Annotated in this window: 16 protein-coding genes; 6 read left to right on the forward strand and 10 right to left on the reverse strand. The window is 65.1% G+C overall.

The features are described 5' to 3' along the window. Positions 1-23: 23 nt before the first annotated feature. Genes ATCM_RS15440 through rluD form a run of 4 tightly spaced genes read right to left on the reverse strand, consistent with a single transcriptional unit; the run spans position 24 to position 2,741 of the window. Positions 24-428 (reverse strand): thiol-disulfide oxidoreductase DCC family protein, encoded by a 405-nt coding sequence (locus ATCM_RS15440; protein ID WP_132865366.1) that lies wholly within the window; start codon positions 426-428, stop codon positions 24-26. After that, positions 425-964: a DUF4166 domain-containing protein gene (locus tag ATCM_RS15445; RefSeq protein ID WP_132865367.1), complete on the reverse strand. Its 540-nt coding sequence runs from the start codon at positions 962-964 to the stop codon at positions 425-427. The genes ATCM_RS15440 and ATCM_RS15445 overlap by 4 nt, the downstream gene beginning before the upstream one ends. Further along, the gene (gene pgeF, locus ATCM_RS15450) at positions 961-1,740 is read right to left on the reverse strand and encodes a peptidoglycan editing factor PgeF (RefSeq protein WP_132865368.1); all 780 of its coding nucleotides are present in this window, start codon (positions 1,738-1,740) and stop codon (positions 961-963) included. Before pgeF ends, ATCM_RS15445 begins: the two co-directional genes overlap by 4 nt. Continuing rightward, positions 1,740-2,741 (reverse strand): 23S rRNA pseudouridine(1911/1915/1917) synthase RluD, encoded by a 1,002-nt coding sequence (rluD, locus tag ATCM_RS15455; RefSeq protein ID WP_207911855.1) that lies wholly within the window; start codon positions 2,739-2,741, stop codon positions 1,740-1,742. The genes pgeF and rluD overlap by 1 nt, the downstream gene beginning before the upstream one ends. Before the next feature lie 103 nt (positions 2,742-2,844). Between rluD and ATCM_RS15460 the strand changes: the two genes are divergently transcribed. Beyond that, a complete protein-coding gene (locus tag ATCM_RS15460) occupies positions 2,845-3,729 on the forward strand; it encodes an outer membrane protein assembly factor BamD (RefSeq protein WP_132865370.1) in 885 nt (294 codons plus the stop codon). Positions 3,730-4,063: 334 nt separating this feature from the next. On the opposite strand, the gene ATCM_RS15465 is transcribed toward ATCM_RS15460, so the two are convergent. From ATCM_RS15465 to sucC, 5 genes are all read right to left on the reverse strand, one after another. Further along, complete coding sequence (locus ATCM_RS15465; protein ID WP_132865371.1) at positions 4,064-6,673, reverse strand: TonB-dependent receptor; 2,610 nt, start codon at positions 6,671-6,673, stop codon at positions 4,064-4,066. Between the two features lie 516 nt (positions 6,674-7,189). After that, the gene (locus tag ATCM_RS15470) at positions 7,190-8,827 is read right to left on the reverse strand and encodes an NAD+ synthase (RefSeq protein WP_132865372.1); all 1,638 of its coding nucleotides are present in this window, start codon (positions 8,825-8,827) and stop codon (positions 7,190-7,192) included. A gap of 1 nt (position 8,828) precedes the next feature. Beyond that, the gene (locus ATCM_RS15475) at positions 8,829-9,209 is read right to left on the reverse strand and encodes an endonuclease domain-containing protein (RefSeq protein ID WP_132865373.1); all 381 of its coding nucleotides are present in this window, start codon (positions 9,207-9,209) and stop codon (positions 8,829-8,831) included. Between the two features lie 330 nt (positions 9,210-9,539). Continuing rightward, the gene (sucD, locus tag ATCM_RS15480; RefSeq protein WP_132865374.1) at positions 9,540-10,415 is read right to left on the reverse strand and encodes a succinate--CoA ligase subunit alpha; all 876 of its coding nucleotides are present in this window, start codon (positions 10,413-10,415) and stop codon (positions 9,540-9,542) included. A gap of 21 nt (positions 10,416-10,436) precedes the next feature. Then, entirely contained in the window at positions 10,437-11,606 is a 1,170-nt protein-coding gene (gene sucC, locus ATCM_RS15485) for an ADP-forming succinate--CoA ligase subunit beta (RefSeq protein ID WP_132865375.1), read from the reverse strand. 261 nt (positions 11,607-11,867) lie between these two features. Here sucC and ATCM_RS15490 point away from each other — a divergent pair, with 261 nt between their 5' ends. Further along, positions 11,868-13,490 carry an ATP-binding protein gene (locus ATCM_RS15490; RefSeq protein ID WP_132865376.1) on the forward strand — a complete coding sequence of 541 codons (1,623 nt, stop codon included), beginning with the start codon at positions 11,868-11,870 and terminating at the stop codon, positions 13,488-13,490. Between the two features lie 63 nt (positions 13,491-13,553). Further along, the gene (locus ATCM_RS15495; protein WP_132865377.1) at positions 13,554-14,951 is read left to right on the forward strand and encodes a sigma-54 dependent transcriptional regulator; all 1,398 of its coding nucleotides are present in this window, start codon (positions 13,554-13,556) and stop codon (positions 14,949-14,951) included. A 97-nt stretch (positions 14,952-15,048) separates the two neighbouring features. On the opposite strand, the gene pilB is transcribed toward ATCM_RS15495, so the two are convergent. After that, positions 15,049-16,779 carry a type IV-A pilus assembly ATPase PilB gene (gene pilB / locus ATCM_RS15500; protein WP_132865378.1) on the reverse strand — a complete coding sequence of 577 codons (1,731 nt, stop codon included), beginning with the start codon at positions 16,777-16,779 and terminating at the stop codon, positions 15,049-15,051. A gap of 168 nt (positions 16,780-16,947) precedes the next feature. Between pilB and ATCM_RS15505 the strand changes: the two genes are divergently transcribed. The 3 genes from ATCM_RS15505 to ATCM_RS15515 all read left to right on the forward strand — a co-directional run bounded on the left by ATCM_RS15505 (position 16,948) and on the right by ATCM_RS15515 (position 20,156). Beyond that, positions 16,948-17,805 (forward strand): glycosyltransferase family 2 protein, encoded by an 858-nt coding sequence (locus tag ATCM_RS15505; RefSeq protein ID WP_132865379.1) that lies wholly within the window; start codon positions 16,948-16,950, stop codon positions 17,803-17,805. Further along, a complete protein-coding gene (locus ATCM_RS15510) occupies positions 17,798-18,967 on the forward strand; it encodes a glycosyltransferase family 4 protein (protein WP_132865380.1) in 1,170 nt (389 codons plus the stop codon). The genes ATCM_RS15505 and ATCM_RS15510 overlap by 8 nt, the downstream gene beginning before the upstream one ends. An 88-nt stretch (positions 18,968-19,055) precedes the next feature. Then, positions 19,056-20,156 (forward strand): glycosyltransferase, encoded by a 1,101-nt coding sequence (locus tag ATCM_RS15515; protein WP_165931198.1) that lies wholly within the window; start codon positions 19,056-19,058, stop codon positions 20,154-20,156. Positions 20,157-20,167 lie beyond the last annotated feature (11 nt).

Consider the following 20,167-nt stretch of genomic DNA (forward strand, 5'->3'; position numbering starts at 1 on the left):
CATCACCCACCGCATCCCCGGCCTCAATCCAGGAACCGCGCCCGCTGCTGCGGCGTCGGCAGGTAACAGCTGTCATGCCGCCCGAACCAGCGGTAGCGGTTGCGCGCCAACCACCGGTAGGCACGGTCCCGCAAGGATCCGGGCAGCCAGCGCGCGATCCCCGCGAGCTTCCACACGCCGCCAAGGCCGCTGACCACGCGCATGATCGCATCGGTATCCGTGTAGGCCACGCCGTCCTCCACCAGCAGGAACGACAGCGGGTCATCCGGGTCCAGCCCGTGCGACAGCAACAGCGCACGGCCCCGCGCGCCCTGCATCGCCGCGAAGCGGTAACGCCCCCGGCGGTCGAAGCGCAGCAGGAAGCGCACCCAGCGGCTGCACAGCGCGCACACCCCGTCGAACACGATCACCGGCGCCTCGCCGCTCATGCCGCCCCGTCCTCCGGCAGCAACCAGCCTTCATAGCGGATCAACCGCCCGATCAGCGGCATCGAGACATCCACCAGGAACTCATAACGCCCGTGCCGCTCGCGTTCACGGCAGTACACCTGGCCGAACCAGCGCGTGGGCAGGGGCAACAGCCCAAACGCCCAGGCGCGCTCGGCCCGCCACAGGATCTGGCCCTCCTCCTCGCGCAGGCCGAAGCGGAACCGCACCGCCCCCAGCTGCTCGAACAGCCCCCCACCCTGTTGCCACAGGCGCGATTCCATCCGGGCGGGCCCGAACCGCCGGTTCCAGCGTTCCCCGGCCGCATCCACCACGAACTCCACGCTGACCGGCACGCTGGCACTGGGCGGAAGGCGCGCCAGCCAGGCGCAGGGCGCCACCAGCCAATGGGTGCCGCGCAGCACCTCGCCTTGCCCGCTCCAGCGTTGCCGGCCGCGCACCGAATGCAGCGCGCGTACCTGCGGGGGCAGCTGTCCGAACCCAGGGCCAAGCACCTGCTCGAACAGCGGCGTGCTCATGGGTCCATCCACACCAGGGTGGCGATGCGGCCGCTGCGGCGGTCGCGCCGGTGCGAGAACCAGCGTTGCGGGTCGGCGATGGTGCACTGGTCACCGCCATGGATATCGGCCGGGTCCATGCCCGCGGCCTGCAGCCGCTGGCGTGCCAGTGCGTACAGGTCCACCCGCCAATGCCCGGGACGGGTCGGCGTGAACGCCGCTTCGGCCGCGGCCGAATGGGCGAGGAAGGCCTCGCGCACATCCGCCCCGATCTCGTAATGGGCCGGCCCGGCGGCCGGCCCCAACCAGGCGATGACCGCGCTGGCCGGGGTCCGCATCGCCGCCAGGGTGTTCTCCAGCATGCCGTCGGCCAACCCGCGCCACCCCGCATGGGCGGCGGCCACCTCGTCCCCGGCCCGCGCGGTGAACACCACCGGCAGGCAGTCCGCGGTCAGGATCGCCAGCACCACGCCGGGAACCGAGGTCACCGCTGCATCGGCCACCGGTTCGGCATCAATGCCCTGTGCCTGCGGCGGCGCCTGGAAACGCAGCACGCCGATGCCGTGCACCTGGCGCAGCCAGTGCGGCGCCGAGGGCAGACCCGCCAGTTGCTGCAACTGGTCACGGTTGCGCTGCACCTGCGCCGGGTCGTCGCCCTCGGCGGCGCTGCGGTTGCCCAGGTTGAAGTGGTCGAACGGCGGCTGCGAGCCCCCCGCGCCGTGGCGCCGGGTGGTGAAGGCATGCACCCCGGCCGGGGCCGGCCAGTCGGCGGCCAGGGCAGGCAGCGCGTCGTTCATCACCAGCGGTCCCGCTCGCGTTCGGCGAAGGCCTTGGAGTCCTCGCGCAGCGCCTTCGTCAGCGCCAGCAGGTCCGCCGGCACCGGGGCGGTGTTGCTGATCGTCTCGCCGGTGATCGGGTGCTGGAACTCCAGTGTTTCGGCGTGCAGGGCCTGGCGCTTGAAGCCGCGCAGCTGGGCGACCAGTTCGTCGCTGGCGCCCTTGGGCAGCTTCAGCGACCCGCCGTACAGCGGGTCACCGACGATGGCGTGCTTGATGTGCGCCATGTGCACGCGGATCTGGTGGGTGCGGCCGGTCTCCAGGCGGCACTCCAGCGCGGTATGGGCGCGGAAGCGCTCGCGCAGGCGGTAATGGGTGACCGCGTCCTTGCCGTCCTCGCGCACGCCCATGCGCAGGCGGTCGCGCGGGTGACGGTCGATCGCCGCGTCCACGGTGCCGCCGGCGACCAGCGCCCCGACCACCACAGCCAGGTACTGCCGGTGGACCTCGCGGGCGGACAGCTGTTCCACCAGCGCGGTCTGCGCCTGCACGGTACGGGCCACCATCATGATGCCGCTGGTGTCCTTGTCCAGGCGGTGAACCACGCCGGCACGCGGCACCTTGGCGATCTCCGGGTCACGGAACAGCAGCGCGTTGACCAGGGTGCCGGTCGGGTTGCCGGCGCCCGGGTGGACCACCAGCCCGGCCGGCTTGTCGATCACGTAGACATGCTCGTCCTCGTACAGGACCGACAGCGGGATGTCCTCCGGCTGCGCGTTGACCTCGGTGTCGAGCACCGCATTCAGGGAAACCGACTCCCCGCCCCGGACCGGGTCGCGGGGCCGGGCCGGCTCCCCGTCCATCAGCACCGCACCGGTCTTGATCCACTCGGTCAGGCGGGAACGGGAGAATTCGGGGAAAAGCTCGGCCACCACGGCGTCGAAGCGGCGGCCGGCGGCGGTATCGGGCACCAGCGCCTGGCGCTGGGTCGGGGAGGTGTTCTCGGACATGTCAAAGGCCAACTGAAAGACGAAATCGGGGGTCCTGACAGCAACAGTCATTCGCAGGACAGGCCACTAGGCTATCATCGACACCTCGTATTCCTGCCGCGTCCCGCCCTGACCCATGATCCGACGCTCTTTGCTGTCCGCGCCCGTCCGCCTCACCGCCCTGCTGCTGGTCCTGGTTTTCGTCGCCACCGGCTGCCACCGCGGCGACAAGAAGAAGGACGCCGATGAAGGCGCGCCTGTCGAGCAGCTCTACGAAAAGAGCCACAAGCTGATGGAAGGCGGCAACTGGTCCGGCGCCGAAACCAGCTTCAAGCGCCTGATCGCCCAGTATCCGTACGGCCCGTACACCGAGCAGGCGATGATCGAAAGCGCCTATGCCCAGTACAAGGCCGGCAAGAACGATGACGCCGTGTCGAGCATCGACCGCTTCATCCGCACCTACCCGACACACCGCAACATCGCCTACCTGTACTACCTGCGCGGCCTGGCCAACGGCAACCGTGACACGGTGTTCCTGCGCCGCGTGTGGTCGCTGGACCCGAGCCGCCGTGACCTGTCCACCCCGCGCCAGGCCTACGCCGACTTCACCATCGTCACCGAGCGCTACCCGAACAGCCGCTACGCGGCCGATGCGCGCCAGCGCATGATCGAGCTGCGCGACGTGTTCGCCCAGCACGAGCTGGACAATGCCCTGTACTACGCCCGCCGCGGCGCCTGGGTCTCGGCCGCCGGCCGCGCCAACTACCTGCTGGAAACCTACCCGCAGAGCGCCTTCCAGTACGACGCCGTGGCGGTGCTGGGCGAGTCCTATACCCACATCGGCAACAAGACCCTGGCCGACGACGCCCGCCGCGTGCTGGAGCTGAACCAGCCCGACCACCCGTGGCTGACCGGCGACTGGCCGAAGTACCCGTGGATGATCCGCAAGCTCAACCCGTTCGCCGGCGAGAAGTCGGTGGCCACCGGCCAGAGCAATGCGACGATGAGCCGCCGCAAGTAAGCAGCCAGCGCATGCGAGTACGGTAAGGGGCCTTCGGGCCCCTTTCCCGTTGTGGGCCAACGACGCCCCTGCCCTGCCGAGGCCCGGATGACGCGATGCCCGGGATGTACGTAACCGGGGCAGATCCCAGGCCGCAAGCCGTAGCAGCCCCGGCGATTCCCCCATCTCCCCACCGCGCAGGCGGGGAGGCAATCCCAGCTCCGTCCCACAACATCCCCTGCTCCGGCACTGGCGAACACGGCTTCGGCCACGCACCGCCCTGCATGTTCCGGTCGACAAAAAAGGCGGCCCCGTCACCGGGACCGCCCACATTGCACCCTCAGTCGCGCGAACCTCAGAAGTTCTGGGTGTAACGCACGTACAGCTGGCGGCCGTAGCCGTTGTACAGATAGTTGTTGAAGTTGGTCGGCGAGTACGCCACGTCGTACACCGGCGCCTTGTTGGTCAGGTTGCGGGCACCCAGCGAGATCGTCGCATTCCACGGGGCCTGGTAGTTGAGCTGCAGGTCATGGGTGATGTAGGCGCCGCTGCAGCGCTTCACGTAGCCCTCGCTCTTCAGCTCCGAGCAGCTGTAGTCACCTTCGTAGTAGTCGACGTAGTAGCCCGGCTCATAGCCGATCATGTTCATGGTCCACGCCACGCTCCAGTCGCCGCGCTCCCAGCGGGTGTTGAGGTTGGCACGCCACTCCGGGTAACCGCTGGTGCCGACGTACTCGTCCGAGCCGTAACGGCTGTCGACCTTGTAGCTGTGGGTCCAGGAACCCTGCAGGGTCGAGGTCAGCCTGCCCCAGTCATCCAGGTCGAACTGGGTGCGGATGTTCAGGTCGATGCCGTCGGTCTTGACCAACCCTTCATTGCCATAGCCGGCATACACCGCCTGGATCGAACCGTCGCTGTTGCGCACGACCGACAGGTTGTCCGGCAGGTACTGGCCAAGGGCGGTACGGTTGATCACCGTCTGCGCGGAGTACCACTTGATCTGGTTCTTGATCTCGGTGTTCCAGTAGTCCAGCGTGATGTTGGCCCACGAGAACGGGTCGTACACCACGCCGAAGCTGAACTGCTTGGAGGTCTCGGCCTTCAGGTCCGGATTGGCCACGTGGTAGCCATTGATCTGGATCGAACTGGACGCGGCCAGGCCGTAGGCCAGTGCCGTGGCCTCGTCGGTCACCGAGTCGGCCGAGAACGCATCCTGCTGGTTCAGCGCCTGCAGCGTCGGCGCGCGGAAGCCCTTGCCATACGAGGTGCGGAAGGTCAGGTTGTGCAGCGGCTGGAAGCGCAGCGACAGCTTCGGCGAGGTGGAATCACCGAAGTCGGAGTAGTGGTCGTAGCGAACAGCCAGGTCTGCCGAGAAGTTGTCGAAGATCGGCAGGCTCCACTCGGCGAAGCCCGAGGTCAGGTTGCGCTCGCCCCATGCCGAATTGCCGGACGAGCCACCCACGTTGCCGGCCGCCGACTGCTGGTCATAGATATCCGCATAGTCATGCTTGCTGTACTCACCGCCCACCGCCAGCGAGGAAACGCCACCCGGCAGCGTGAACAGGTCGGTGGTCAACTGCGCGTTGAACTCCTTCTGCTTGTAGAAGGTGTTGCGGCCGATCGTGGTGCTGATGGCATCGAGCACCTCCTGGGAGTTGGCGTACGGGTCGAAGGCGTTGTATTGGCCACTTTCGAAGTACTGCTCGGCCACCGGGATGTTGACGTAGTTGTAGCCGGTCACGGTCGCACGCGCCTCATTGCTGCGCACGCCGAAGTCGACGCTGGTGCTGTCGGTCAGCTGGCCATGCAGGCTCAGGTTGACGTCGTAGCTGTTCTCGTCGGTGTAGGTATAGCGCTTGTCCAAGGCGGCAAAGCGGTGCTTGATGTAGGCATCCTGCCCGGTGGTGTTGTTCGGGCTGTCGGCGCTGACGAAGATGCTTTCGGGCACGGGCGCGTAGACGCTGGTGCTGTTCTTGCGGTTCACGTAGATGTCGGCGTTGATGGTCCAGGCATCGCTGAGCGCGTACTCCGAGCGCAGGAACAGGTTCTTGTTCTTGATGCTGGCGGTGTCGGCCATGTCGCCGACATAGTTGTACAGGCAGCTGGTACGGCCGGTGCTGCTGGTGCTCTCGTAGAAGTTGGTGCCCGAGCAGCCACCCGGCACCACGCTGCTGCCGTTGGTGTAGAGGTTCGAGCCGGCAACCCGGTTGCCATTGGCATCGGTCAGCACGTTGAGGTAGTTGTTCGAGTACGACGAACCGGCGACCGTGTCCGACCACGGGTAGTCGGATACATAGCTGATCTTCTGGTCGGTGTAGGAAATGCCGCCCATCACCGAGCCACGCTCGCCCGCCGCGCCGAACAGCACCGAGGCCTCGGATGCATCGCCACCGTACTTGTTGTCGGTCGCGCCGGCGCTGACCTGGAAGCCTTCATAGTTCTTGCGGGTGATGACATTGACCACGCCGCCGATCGCGTCGGCACCGTAGATGGCCGAGGCGCCATCGGTCAGGATCTCGATGCGCTCCACTGCCGCGGCCGGGATCGAGCTCAGGTCCTGGCCTTCACCGGTCAGCGGCGACACCGCGGCACGCCGGCCATCGATCAGGATCAGCGTGCGGCCTTCGCCCAGGCCGCGCAGGCTCAGGCCGGCGAACGACTGGGCGGAGCTGCCGGAACTGGGCACGAAGGAGCCGAAGGAGTTGAAGCTGGAGTTCTGCAGGATGTCGGCCACCGTTGCCCTGCCGCTTACCTCGATGTCCTGGCGGCCGATCACGGTTACCGGCAATGCACCTTCCACATCTGCACGCTTGATGCGCGAGCCGGTGATCTCGATGCGATCCAGGGTGGTCGCATTCGTACTGCTGCCGGCTGCCTCCTGCGCCGCGACCGTACCGCTGAGGGACAAGCCAATGGCGACAACCAGCGCACCACGGCGAAGACCGGAGTTTGTCTTGATATTCATTATTTACGTGTTCCAGATGAAGAAGGACACGTCCTGATCGCTCAGAACCGTTTTGATCGGCCCGTGCATGAAAGCGTCATTGCACCGGCCTGACGGAAAATTAACGATCCGATATCGCTGCTGTTTTTCAATTGATGGCAGTGCCGTGCCAACTTCGTGTCATGCAGTGCGTCGATCGGCCATCACCCGACACGGCCCGTCGTCCCGCGTCATCACTGACACGCTTCGCCATGCCTCCCCGGCAGGTCAGGCGCACCTTCAGATGACGCAAAAAATTCGCCACCGCGCGGGGCGGTGGCAAAGGAGAGAGATGACTTGATGTTTTCTTGTGGGCCTAGGGTGCCAATCCAGGATGCCAACGGTTTGACGCGAGATCGCACTGACCGGCACGCCCCACGACGGGCGACATCCAACGCCCACGAAGTCGACACACATCGACACGCATCGGCATTTCCGTCTCCACGGAAACAGCAAAGGGGCCTTTCGGCCCCTTTGCTGTTCGCGCAACACCTTGCCTCAGCCGCGATACCCGTTGGTGATCGGGTAGCGCCGCTCACGGCCAAAGGCACGTCGCGACACCTTCGGCCCCGGCGCGGCCTGGTGCCGCTTCCATTCGCTGATGCGCACCAGCCTGAGCACCCGCTCCACCACCTCGGGCGCATACCCGGCGGCGATGATGTCCTGGCGCGACTGCTCCTGGTCGATGTAGCGGTACAGGATGCCGTCCAGCACGTCATAGGCCGGCAACGAATCCTGGTCGGTCTGGTTCTCGCGCAGTTCGGCCGAGGGCGCGCGGGCGATGACCGCCGGGGGGATCACCGGCGCACCGCCGACGGTGTTGCGCCACTTGGACAGGCCGTAGACCTCGGTCTTGTACAGGTCCTTCAGCGGCGCGTAGCCGCCGCACATGTCGCCGTAGATGGTGGCGTAGCCAACCGCGTACTCGCTCTTGTTGCCGGTGGTCAGCAGCAGGCCGCCAAACTTGTTGGACAGCGCCATCAGGATCACGCCACGGCTACGCGACTGCAGGTTCTCCTCGGTGACATCGGCTGCCTGCCCTTCGAACATCACCGACAGCGACTGCATCAACCCCTGGAATGCCGGCTCGATCGGCACCGTCTCAAGCTTCACGCCCAGCGCACGGCACTGCTCCACGGCCAGGTCGTTGGACAGATCGGCCGTGTAACGCGACGGCAGGCTGACCGCGGTGACGTTGTCCGCGCCCAGCGCGTCCACCGCCATCGCCAGCACCAGCGCCGAGTCGATGCCGCCGGACAGGCCCAGCCACACCTTGCCGAAGCCATTCTTGCGGCAGTAGTCCTGGATGCCACGCGTCACCGCCCGCCACGCCAGCGCATCCATGCTTTCATCGCCGTCGTCGATCCAGCGCAACGGCATGAAGCTGCGCGCCTGGAGGTTGTACTCGACCACCAGCATTTCCTCGGCGAACGCCACCGCCGCCGGATGCACCGTGCCGTCACCGTCGGCGACCACCGAGGCACCGTCGAACACCACCGCGTCCTGGCCACCAATGGTGTTGAGGTAGGCGATGCCCACGCCCGATGCCGCGCAGCGCTCGGCCAGCAGCGCATCGCGCTGGGCATGCTTGCCGCGCTCGTACGGCGAGGCATTGGGCACCAGCACCAGCTGGGCACCGGCGGCCATCGTGCCGGCCAGCGGCTCGGGGAACCACAGGTCCTCGCAGATCACCAGGCCGACCTGCACGCCGTTGACCTGCACCACGCAGTTGCCGCCATCCGGATCGACATCGAAGTAGCGACGCTCATCGAACACCGCGTAGTTGGGCAGCTCACGCTTGCGGTAGGTGGTCTCCACGACACCGTCGCGCAGCACGCTGGCCGCGTTGTAGACCACTGCGCCGGCGCTCTGCGGCCAACCGACCACCGCCACGATGCCGGTCGCCTCGGTGGCGATGCGGGCGATGGCCTGCTCGCAGTCATCCAGGAAGCCGGGGCGCAGCAGCAGGTCTTCCGGCGGATAGCCGCTGACCGCCAACTCGGGGAACAGCACCACGTCCGCGCCGTATTCGTCACGCGCCTCGTGCATCAGCTCGATGATGCGGCCGGTATTGCCGGCCACGTCGCCGACCGGGAAGTCGAACTGGGCCAGGGCGATGCGTAGCGATTGGGACATATCAACAACCTTCTGCTTGGCCCCGCACCCTGCGGGGGCTTGGTTTGATCGACAACGCCTGCAGGATGCTCTCGCAGACCGCGGCGGTGTTGCTCAGGGCTTCATTATTCCAGAACCGCAGCACGCGGTAGCCTTGGCGCCTCAGGAAGGCTTCACGTGCCGGATCGTTAGGATCACCGGCATGCTGGCCGCCATCCAGTTCAATGACCAGCCGCCGCGCCAGACAGGCGAAGTCGACCACGTAGGGGCCGATGGGATGCTGGCGACGAAACTTGAAGCCGGCCAGGCGATCGGCACGCAGGTGGTACCAGAGTCGTTGCTCGGCGTCGGTCATCCGTTGCCGCAAGGCCCTGGCGCAGCCGGTCTTGGCACCTTTTCGCATGTCCTTCGCTCCTTCCGTCGGAAGGAGGAAGGTCCCGCGCGGGGACGACGGGAAAATCAGGCATATGGAGGGATAAGGCTCGGAAAGCTGCCCTCACCCCTACCCCTCTCCCGCCGGCGGGAGAGGGGAAAGCAACCGCAGGAGCGCACGGCCTTGGCTTCGGCTTCGGCTTCGGCTTCGGCTTCGGCTTCGGCTTCGGCCTTCGCCTTGGCTCTCCCCTCTCCCGCCCGCGGGAGAGGGGTAGGGGTGAGGGCAGCCCTTCAAGCTCGGCACAAAAGAAAAGGCCGCCCCAAGGGGCGGCCTTCTCGACACATCACCGGCGGTCAGCGCTTACTTGACCAGCTTGGCGATGGCAGCGCCCAGGTCGCCCGGCGAACGCACGGTGACGACGCCAGCCGCTTCCATTGCGGCGAACTTGCCTTCCGCAGTGCCCTTGCCGCCCGAGGCGATCGCACCGGCATGGCCCATGCGCTTGCCGGCCGGCGCCGAGGCACCGGCGATGAAGCCGACGACCGGCTTCTTCACGTGGGCCTTGATGTATTCCGCACCGGCTTCTTCGGCGTCGCCGCCGATTTCGCCAACCATGATGATGCCTTCGGTCTGCGGGTCTTCGTTGAACAGCTTCAGGCAGTCGACGAAGTTCAGGCCGTTGATCGGGTCACCGCCGATGCCGATGCAGGTGGACTGGCCCAGGCCGACTTCGGTGGTCTGCTTGACCGCTTCATAGGTCAGGGTGCCCGAACGCGACACGATGCCGATCTTGCCCGGCTTGTGGATGTGGCCCGGCATGATGCCGATCTTGCACTCACCCGGGGTGATGACACCCGGGCAGTTCGGCCCGATCAGCACGGTATCCGGGTGCGAGCCCTTCAGCACGTTGTCCACGCGCAGCATGTCCAGCACCGGGATGCCCTCGGTGATGCAGACGATGACCTTGATGCCGGCAGCAGCGGCTTCCAGGATGGCGTCGGCAGCGAACGGCGGCGGGACGTAGATGACCGACGCGTCAGCGCCGGTGGCCTGCACGGCATCGGCCACGGTGTTGAACACCGGCAGGTCGATGTGGGTGGTGCCGCCCTTGCCCGGGGTGACGCCGCCGACGACCTGGGTGCCGTACTCGATCATCTGGGTGGCGTGGAAGGTGCCCTGCTGGCCGGTGAAGCCCTGCACGATCACCTTGGTGTTCTTGTTAATCAAAACAGACATGGGAATTCCTTGGTGTCGGGATCAGGCGGCGTTCTTGACAGCTTCAACGACCTTCTTGGCGCCGTCGTTGATGTTGTCAGCCGGGATGATGGCCATGCCGCTGTCACGCAGCAGCTGCTTGCCTTCTTCCACGTTGGTGCCTTCCAGGCGCACCACGACCGGAACCTTGACGCCCACTTCCTTGACCGCGGCGATGATGCCCTCGGCGATCATGTCGCAGCGGACGATGCCACCGAAGATGTTGACGAAGATGCCTTCGACCTTGTCCGAGGACAGGATCAGCTTGAACGCCTCGATCACGCGCTGCTTGTTCGCGCCGCCGCCCACGTCCAGGAAGTTCGCCGGCTCGCCGCCGTTGAGCTTGATGACGTCCATGGTGGCCATGGCCAGGCCGGCGCCGTTCACCATGCAGCCGATGTTGCCGTCCATGGTGACGTAGTTGATGTCCAGCTCCGAAGCGGTCACTTCGGTTTCGTCTTCCTGGGACTTGTCGCGCATGGCGACCAGTTCCTTGTGACGGAAGGCGGCGTTGTCGTCGCTGTTGAACTTGCCGTCCAGCGCGTACAGGTTGCCGTCGTCCAGGATGGCCAGCGGGTTGATCTCAACCAGCGCCAGGTCCTTTTCGTTGAAGATGCGGTACAGGTTCACCATGATGCTGGCGAACTGGCCGGCCTGCTTGGCGGTCAGGCCCATCTTGAAGCCGATGTCACGGCCGTGGTAACCCTGCACGCCCTCGACGAAGTCCACGTTCAGGGTGTGGATCTTGTCCGGGGTTTCGGCGGCAACCTGCTCGATCTCCATGCCGCCTTCCGAGGAAGCGATGAAGCTGATGGTGCGGGTGCCACGATCGACCAGCACCGACAGGTACAGTTCCTTGACGATCTCACCGGCGGTGGTCACCAGCACCAGGTTGATCGGCAGCTCGACGCCGGCGGTCTGGTAGGTGGCCATCTTGGTGCCGAGCATCTTGGCTGCAGCGGCCTTCACGTCTTCGACGGTCTTGCAGAACTTGACGCCGCCGGCCTTGCCGCGGCCGCCTGCGTGGATCTGCGCCTTGACCATCCAGGGGCCCTGGCCCAGCGACTGGGCGACGGCAACCGCCTCGTCCGGGGTAGCCGCGACTTTGCCGGCCGGAACCGGGATACCGTATTCGGCAAGCAGCTGTTTTGACTGGTACTCGTGGAAATTCATGCGTCACCGTGGGAATAGGAACGACCGCACGCATCTCCTCGGGCCCCACGGAGGGGCGCCAGCATGGACCGCGGCGGGCCCACTATTGTGGCCGAGCCAGCGCCGGGGCGCAAAGAAGTCTGTACAAATCGCCAAGACCGGCACGCTTTCCCATGCATTTTCAGCCACTTGCCGCAACTGTCCGGCGCCTGTGAAAACGCCCGGAACCGGCCCGCCGGCACCTATACTTGCCCGAGCCCGTCTGCAGATAGGAGTTCCGGCTTGGCCCCCAGCCCTTCGCTGATTGACCGCATCGAGTCGATCCCGCGCCGTGAACTGTACTTCTTCGCCCTGTTCCGCCTGCTGGTCGCCTCGCTGTTGTGCGCCCTGGTGTTCAGCCCGCTGAGCATGATGGTCGGGGAGGCCCACCATGTCGGGCTGGCGCAGTGGGTGTCGGCGATTTACCTGCTGGTATCGGCCGGGCTGCTGTTCTGGGGCCGCAACGAGCGCTGGCTGCAGACCATCGTGTTCTGGAGCGTGCTGGCCGACATCGTCGCGGCGGTGCTGCTCAGCCATGCCCTGCCCGGCTCCAGCGCCGGCATTTCGATGTCGCTGCTGTTCAACATCGCCGCCGCCGGCCTGCTGCTGCCGCTGTCGCGCGCGATGTTGGTGGCACTGCTGGCCAGCGGCGCCAGCGTGCTGGAGTTCGGCTGGACCTACCTGGAAGGCGTCGACAACAGCCGTACCCTGGCCGAACTGGCCATGTTCGTGACCAGCTACCTGTCGCTGGCCTTCATCTGCTACCAGATCGGCAACCGCACCCGGCGCACCCAGCAACTGGCCGACCAGCGCGGCGCGGAGGTGGCCAACCTGTTCGAGGTCAACGAGCTGATCATCCGGCGCATGCGCACCGGCGTGCTGGTGGTCGACATCGATGGCCGCATCACCCTGGCCAACGAGGCGGCCACCGCCCTGCTTGGCGACCTGGAAGGCACCCTGGCCACCGAACGCGTCACCCTGGCCAGCGCCTCGCCGGAACTGGCCCGGCGCCTGCAGCGCTGGCGCGGCGGTTGGCAGGAAGAAGAAGTGGCCCTGCAACTGGCACCGGAACAGGCCGAAGTCCTGCCCCGCTTCGCCCGGCTGCTGGCCGACAGCGACATGACCCTGGTGTTCCTGGACGACACCTCGGTCGTCTCCAAGCGTGCCGAATCGCTCACCCTGTCCACGCTGGGCCGGTTCTCCGCCAGCCTGGCCCACGAGATCCGCAACCCGTTGGCGGCCATCAACTACGCCACCCAGCTGCTGGAGGAATCCAACGACCTGGGCGATGCCGACCGCCGCCTGCTGCAGATCATCCACCAGCAGTGCCAGCGCACCAACGGCATCGTGGAAAGCGTGCTGGCCCTGGCCCGGCGCGAACGGGCCAACCCGGAGAACCTGGACCTGGTCACCTTTGTCCGGCGCTTCGTGCTGGAGTACCGGCAGAGCCTGTCGCTGGAAACCGACAGCCTGGAGGCGGTGATCCGCGAGCCCAGCGTGCCGGCGCTGATGGACTCGCGCCACCTGCACCAGGTACTGACCGCCCTGGTCCACAATGCGCTCAAGTATGGTCGCATGGTCGAGGAGCCCGCCCGCGTCCGCATCCGCGTGGCCTCCGGCGAGCGACACGCGGTGATCGACGTCATGGACCGCGGCCCCGGGATTCCCGACGCCATCGCCGCCCAGCTGTTCCGCCCCTTCTATACGACCTCCGAGCACGGCACCGGCCTGGGCCTGTACATCGCGCGCGAGCTGTGCCGGGCCAACCAGGCCCAGCTGGACTATGTCTCCGTCCCCGCGGGCGGGGCCTGCTTCCGCCTGACCCTGTCCGTCCCCAAGGCCGCATTCAATCGCGACCTGGGTTGAAAATGCGCAAACCGTGCGTCGAATGTTTGGCGCAGGCCCCTCGCCTCGGCTATCGTTTCGCCCATGAATGCGACACATAGCGCCCTGATCGTCGATGACGAACGCGACATCCGCGAACTGCTGGTTCTGACCCTGGGCCGGATGGGCCTGCGCATCAGTACCGCGGCCAACCTGGCCGAAGCGCGGGAGCTGCTGGCCAGCAATCCGTTCGACCTGTGCCTGACCGACATGCGCCTGCCCGACGGCAACGGCATCGAGCTGGTCGCCGAGATCACCCGTGATTACCCGCGCACCCCGGTCGCCATGATCACCGCCTTCGGCAGCATGGACCTGGCGGTGGAAGCACTGAAGGCCGGCGCCTTCGACTTCGTCAGCAAGCCGGTGGACATCAACGTGCTGCGCGGACTGGTCCGCCATGCGATCGAACTGAACAATGCCGCCCGGCCGAGCACGCCGCCGCCGCCGGAGAACGCCACGCGCCTGCTCGGTGGCTCCGCTGCCATGGACGAGCTGCGCGCCACCATCGCCAAGGTCGCGCGCAGCCAGGCGCCGGTCTACATCCTCGGTGAATCCGGCGTCGGCAAGGAGCTGGTGGCCCGCACCATCCACGACCAGGGCGCGCGCGCGGCCGGCCCGTTCATCCCGGTCAACTGTGGCGCCATCCCCGGCGAGCTGATGGAGAGCGAGTTCTTCGGCCATCGAAAGGGCAGCTTCACCGGCGCCCATGCCGACAAGCCCGGCCTGTTCCAGGCGGCCAATGGCGGCACCCTGTTCCTGGACGAAGTGGCCGAACTACCGCTGCAGATGCAGGTCAAGCTGCTGCGCGCCATCCAGGAGAAGTCGGTCCGCCCGGTGGGTGCCTCCACTGAAGTTCCGGTGGACGTGCGCATCCTGTCGGCCACCCACAAGGACCTCGGGGCGCTGGTGCAGGATGGCCGCTTCCGCCATGACCTGTACTACCGCATCAACGTGATCGAGCTGCGGGTACCACCGCTGCGCGAGCGGCGCGGTGACCTGCCGCAGCTGGCCGGCGCGATCCTCGACCGGCTGGCCCGTTCCCAGAACCAGAAGCCACCGGTGCTGTCGCCCTCGGCGCTGGATGCCCTGGCCGGCTACTCCTTCCCCGGCAACGTACGCGAGCTGGAAAACATCCTCGAGCGCGCCCTGGCCCTGGCCGACGGCGACACCATCGACGCCAGCGACCTGCGCCTGCCCGCGCCCAAGCCGGCCAGCGTGCTGCAGCCCGAAGGCCCCGGCGCGGGCGCCGCGGTCACGGAAGAGGCGGTCATCGACATCGATCCCTCGGGTGCCGCCCTGCCCTCCTACATCGAGCAGATGGAGCGCGCGGCGATCCAGAAGGCACTGGAAGAGAACCGCTGGAACAAGACAAGGACCGCCGCCCAGCTCGGCATCACCTTCCGTGCCCTGCGTTACAAGCTGAAAAAGCTGGGCATGGAGTAAGTACGCTCCGCGCCGGACAGCGCCCGGCACCACCGACAGCAGAACGCCGGGCACTGCCCGGCGTTCTGCTGTACGGCAGGTAGCAAGCAGCCGCCGATCAATCCTTGGTGACGCGGTTGATCTCGGCCAGGCTGGTCACACCCTGCGCGGCCTTGAGCAAAGCCGACTGGCGCAGGTCGTTGACCCCGATCTTCTGTGCAGCGTCGGCGATGTCCATGGCGTTGCCCCCCTGCAGCACGATCGCGGCGATCTCGTCGGTCATCGGCATCACCTGGTAGATACCGGTACGGCCCTTGTAACCTTCCGTGCACTCATCACAGCCCACCGGCTCGAACAGCTGGATGCCCTCGTCCAACTGCTTCTGGGTGAAGCCTTCGGCCAACAGCGCGTTCTCCGGCAGGTGCGCCGGACGCTTGCAGTTGGAGCACAACCGGCGGGCCAGGCGCTGGGCGATGACCAACGTCACCGACGAGGTGATGTTGTATGGCGCGATGCCCATGTTCATCAGGCGCGCGATGGTCTGCGGGGCATCGTTGGTATGCAGCGTGGACAGCACCATGTGGCCGGTCTGCGCGGCCTTGATGGCGATCTCCGCGGTTTCAAGGTCGCGGATTTCGCCGACCATGATGATGTCCGGGTCCTGTCGCAGGAACGAGCGCAGCGCCGCGGCGAAGGTCATGCCGCGCTTGTTGTTCTGCTGCACCTGGTTCACGCCCGGCAGGCGGATTTCCACCGGATCCTCGGCAGTGGAGATGTTGCGGGTATCGTCATTGAGGATGCCCAGCGCGGTGTACAACGACACGGTCTTGCCCGAGCCGGTCGGGCCGGTGACCAGCACCATGCCATAAGGTTTGTGGATGGCCTCCATGAACAACTGCTGCTGGACCGGCTCGTAGCCCAGTTTGTCGATGCCCAGCTTGGCGGCGCTGCCGTCCAGGATACGCAGCACGATCTTTTCGCCGAACAGGGTCGGCAGCGTGCTGACACGGAAGTCGATCTGCTTGGTCTTGGACAGGTTGAGCTTGATACGGCCGTCCTGCGGCACCCGCTTTTCGGCGATGTCCAGCTGCGACATCACCTTCAGGCGTGCCGCGATGCGCTGGTTCAACTTCACCGGCGCCTTGGCCACGGTCTTGAGCAGGCCATCGATGCGCAGGCGGACGCGATAGTCATCTTCGTAAGGCTCGAAGTGAATGTCTGACGCCCCCTTCCGGATCGCATCGACGAGCACCTTGTTGACGAACTTCACTACCGGCGTGTCGTCGCCCTTGGCATCGATGCCAGCATCACCGCCTGCACTACCCTCCTCGTCCCCGACGGCGACATCGAGGTCTCCAATGGCCTCGTCGTCCCCTCCCAGACTGTCCCCGAGCGACTCATTACTGGCCAGCCACAGGTCCAGGGTACGGCGGATCTGCTCCTCGTCAACGAGGATCGGCTCCACCACCAGATTGGTATGGAACTTGATCTCATCCAGCGACTGGGTCGGGTTGCTGGTACCCAGGAACAGCTTGCCGCCACGCCTGAACAGCGGCAGCACCTGGTGCTTGCGCAGCAATTCCTCGCTGACCAGCTTCATCGCGTTCTGGCTGGGATCGAATACCGACACGTCCAGCAGCGGCATCCCGAATTCCATGGCATTGGCGGCGGCCATGTTCGCCGCGCTCACCAGCTTCTTCTCCGCCAACCATTGGCTCAGCGGCATCTTGGCCTCGGCCGCCTGGGCCATGGCCGTGCGGGCGGTGGCTTCCTCCAACGCCCCATCCTGAACCAGCCGACGGGCGATGCCCGTGATTCCGACGAGATTGGCAGTGACTGCAGCGTTCATGAGCTTCCCCTGGGCCGGACCCTAACCTTGGCAATTGTACGCATGCCGGCGCCCCAGGCCAGCGTCCGCATCAGGCGGATACTGGCCCGGCCCCCGGCGTTCCTGACCTCCCCCCTTCCTCACCAACCCGGCTACTATTGCCGCGGGGAGAACTACCGGTAAACGCACGTGCCAGAACTGAGCATCATCCTGCCCGCCAAGAACGAGGCCGAGGGGCTGCGGCGCACCCTGCCCGCGCTGCAGGCAGCGTATCCAACGGCAGAGATCATCGTGGTCAACGATGGTTCCACCGACGAGACCGCCAGCGTCTGCACCCAGCTCGGTACAAAGGTGCTGACCAGCCCCTACTCGATGGGCAACGGTGCCGCGATCAAGCGCGGCGCGCGCGCCGCCACCGGGGCGATCCTGGTGTTCATGGATGCCGACGGCCAACACAGCGCCGACCACATCGCGCGATTGTTGGCCAAGCTGGACGAAGGCTATGACATGGTCGTGGGCGCCCGCGACAGCGACGGGCAGGCCAACTTCCACCGAGGTCTGGCCAACGCGTTCTACAACACGCTGGCCAGCCATATGACCGGGCATCGGATCGATGACCTGACATCCGGCTTCCGCGCAGTCCGCGCCGAACGCTTCCGCGAGTTCCTGCACCTGTTGCCCAATGGCTTCAGCTACCCGACCACCAGCACGATGGCTTTTTTCCGTAGCGCCTACCCGGTGGCCTACGTGCCGATCCCGGTCGCCAAGCGCGTAGGCAACGGCAGCCACATCCGACCGATCAAGGATGGTATTCGCTTCCTGTTGATTATTTTCAAGATTGCCACGCTGTACTCGCCGATGAAGTTGTTTGGGCCAGTTGCTCTTGGTTTCTTCATGGTCGGCGTGGGTTATTACGCCTACACCTTCGCGACGATGCATAGATTCACGAACATGAGCACATTGTTGTTCAGTGCTTCGGTAATTATTTTCCTGATCGGCCTGGTCTCCGAACAGATCACCAATCTGACGTATCGACGCGATGCCTGAAGGACGCCGCCTGCGCATTCTGGTGATCACCCGCAACCTTCCGCCTCTGATCGGCGGCATGGAACGGCTCAACTGGCATCTGCTTGATGAACTATCGGCAGACGCAGATGTAAAGGTCATCGCCCCCAACGGAGCGGCGCAGCTGGCTCCGCGAAAGGTGATCGCGACGACCGAGGTTCCACTGCGTCCCTTGTGGCGCTTTCTTGCCAGCTCCACTTGGCAGGCCGCGCAACAAGCCCGCCATTGGCAACCAGACGTCGTCATCGCTGGCAGCGGATTGACTGCCCCCATTGCCCTGCTCGCGGCCAGCGCCTGCAGGGCAAAATCATGTGCCTATGTCCACGGGCTTGATCTCACGGCCAAACACCCGGTCTATCGAACATTCTGGTTGCCAGCCATCAGATCGCTCGATCTTCTTGTTGCCAACAGCCGTCCAACCGCCGAGATCTGCCGCCGTGTTGGTGTTGACGAGTCGCGCATCAAGGTGATTCATCCGGGGGTGGATCCACCGCTGGAAGAGATCTGCAGACCGAAAGATGATCAGATCAACGTCTTTCGTGAGAAGCATCGCCTCAAGGACAGCAGAATCATTCTTTCGGTTGGCCGTCTCTCCGCGCGCAAAGGCTTGCGGGAATTCACTGCGCTGTCGCTGCCCCAGATCGTGCAAGCCATTCCAGATGCCCTACTCCTCATCATCGGCGATTCACCGAACAACGCCTTGCACGCAGAGCCACAGTCGATGGAGTCCATCCAAGCTGCCGCCGATGCGGCCGGAGTGGGGAACAACATCCGATTCACCGGTGTTGTCGCCGAAAGCGAGCTCAATATCGCTTACGGAATCGCGACCGTCCACGCCTTTCCGGTTCGCAACATCCCCGGAGACCTGGAAGGATTTGGCATGGTCGCGGTCGAGGCGGCCGCACATGGGCTCCCCACCATCGCATTCGCCAACGGCGGCGTCATCGACTCGGTTGCCGAGGGATACTCCGGCCATTTGATCACCGCCGAAGACTATGCCGCCTTCGCCACAGCAATCATACAAACGCTGCGATCCCCACAAATCAGCCGCGAGAACTGCATGGAATTCGCCGGCAGGTTCGCGTGGCCGGAGTTTGGAAAGCAGCTGGGATCCGCAATTCGCTCCGTCCAATCGAACAAGTAAGGCCAACCCATCCGGCCGAAGGTGAACCGAATCGCGGCCATGTGGCACCGCGTCCACCTGATGATCAGAACGCCCCCAAGAGGAAATGGTGAAGATCCTATTCATTGGCAAACGATTCTATACGAATCGCGATGCCGTCCAGGAACAGTATGGCCGCATTTACCAGCTGCCTAGTTTCTGGGCCAAGGCAGGGATGCAGACATCACTCTGGCTCATCGACTATCACTCCAAGGACGTCGTCAATCGAACGGAGGGACAACTCCGGCTGAAATCCACTCCGATCTTCAGTCGCGCCTCCCTGAGCGAATGGCATGAGATTAGAAGCGCCAGCAAACAGGTCCAGTTCGACATTGTTGTCGCAAGCGGTGACTGTTACATCGGATTGATGGCATATCGCTTGGCGCAGCGCATCGGCGCCAAATTCGTTTTCGACGTTTACGACAAGTACGATGAGTTCCGGGCATACCTGAACCTGCCTGGCTTCAATCTTTTCAAGCACCTGCTCGATCGCGCGGACGGGCGCATCTTTGCCAGCCGACCGCTCATGGCGCAGTTGCAACGCGCGACTCACAATCACCTGACCCTGAATGGAATTGATGAGGCACTGTTCACACCAAGTGACATGTCCGCTAGCAGGGGGACGCTCGGACTACCCACGACCGGTATCCTGATTGGCTATTTCGGTAGCATGACTGCGGACCGGGGCGTCACCGACCTGATCGCTTCGGCCAAGATCCTGCGTGACAAAGGGCATCCCGTCGAACTGATTCTGGCTGGCCGGAAGGAGCATGCCCTCGACACATCCATTGAAGGTGTTACCTATCTGGGCAACCTCCCTGTGTCGCAGGTGCCGTTGGCGATGTCTTCCTGCGACCTCCTTGCCCTTCCCTATCGAAGCTCGCCCTACCTCGACATGGCATCCTCCTGCAAGATTACGGAGTACATCGCCATGCGAAAGCCAGTCGTAGCCACCCTCACACCCAACTTCTCCGGCAATTTCCCGTTGCAGGCCCGGCAACTGGATGGCCTGCTGGCCAGCCCGGGTGACCCCGCCAGCATTGCCGAGGTAATTCTGAAGCAACTCGAATCAGCCACGTTGCTCCAAATGCCGGAGGGCGCTACGTGGCAGGAAATATCCGCCGACACCTTGGAATTCCTGGCAACCTTACCTCCACCAAGAGGGGCATAAAGCGAGCGTGC

The organism is Stenotrophomonas sp. ATCM1_4, assembly GCF_004348115.1.
GTDB classification, from domain to species: Bacteria; Pseudomonadota; Gammaproteobacteria; order Xanthomonadales; family Xanthomonadaceae; genus Stenotrophomonas; species Stenotrophomonas capsici.

Coding starts and splice junctions, on each gene's coding strand:
- ATCM_RS15460 (WP_132865370.1), top strand. CDS start 2,845: ATGATCCGACGCTCTTTGCTGTCCGCGCCCGTCCGCCTCACCGCCCTG.
- ATCM_RS15465 (WP_132865371.1), bottom strand. CDS start 6,673: ATGAATATCAAGACAAACTCCGGTCTTCGCCGTGGTGCGCTGGTTGTC.
- ATCM_RS15495 (WP_132865377.1), top strand. CDS start 13,554: ATGAATGCGACACATAGCGCCCTGATCGTCGATGACGAACGCGACATC.
- ATCM_RS15475 (WP_132865373.1), bottom strand. CDS start 9,209: ATGCGAAAAGGTGCCAAGACCGGCTGCGCCAGGGCCTTGCGGCAACGG.
- ATCM_RS15510 (WP_132865380.1), top strand. CDS start 17,798: ATGCCTGAAGGACGCCGCCTGCGCATTCTGGTGATCACCCGCAACCTT.
- pgeF (WP_132865368.1), bottom strand. CDS start 1,740: ATGAACGACGCGCTGCCTGCCCTGGCCGCCGACTGGCCGGCCCCGGCC.
- ATCM_RS15470 (WP_132865372.1), bottom strand. CDS start 8,827: ATGTCCCAATCGCTACGCATCGCCCTGGCCCAGTTCGACTTCCCGGTC.
- pilB (WP_132865378.1), bottom strand. CDS start 16,779: ATGAACGCTGCAGTCACTGCCAATCTCGTCGGAATCACGGGCATCGCC.
- ATCM_RS15440 (WP_132865366.1), bottom strand. CDS start 428: ATGAGCGGCGAGGCGCCGGTGATCGTGTTCGACGGGGTGTGCGCGCTG.
- sucD (WP_132865374.1), bottom strand. CDS start 10,415: ATGTCTGTTTTGATTAACAAGAACACCAAGGTGATCGTGCAGGGCTTC.
- sucC (WP_132865375.1), bottom strand. CDS start 11,606: ATGAATTTCCACGAGTACCAGTCAAAACAGCTGCTTGCCGAATACGGT.
- ATCM_RS15445 (WP_132865367.1), bottom strand. CDS start 964: ATGAGCACGCCGCTGTTCGAGCAGGTGCTTGGCCCTGGGTTCGGACAG.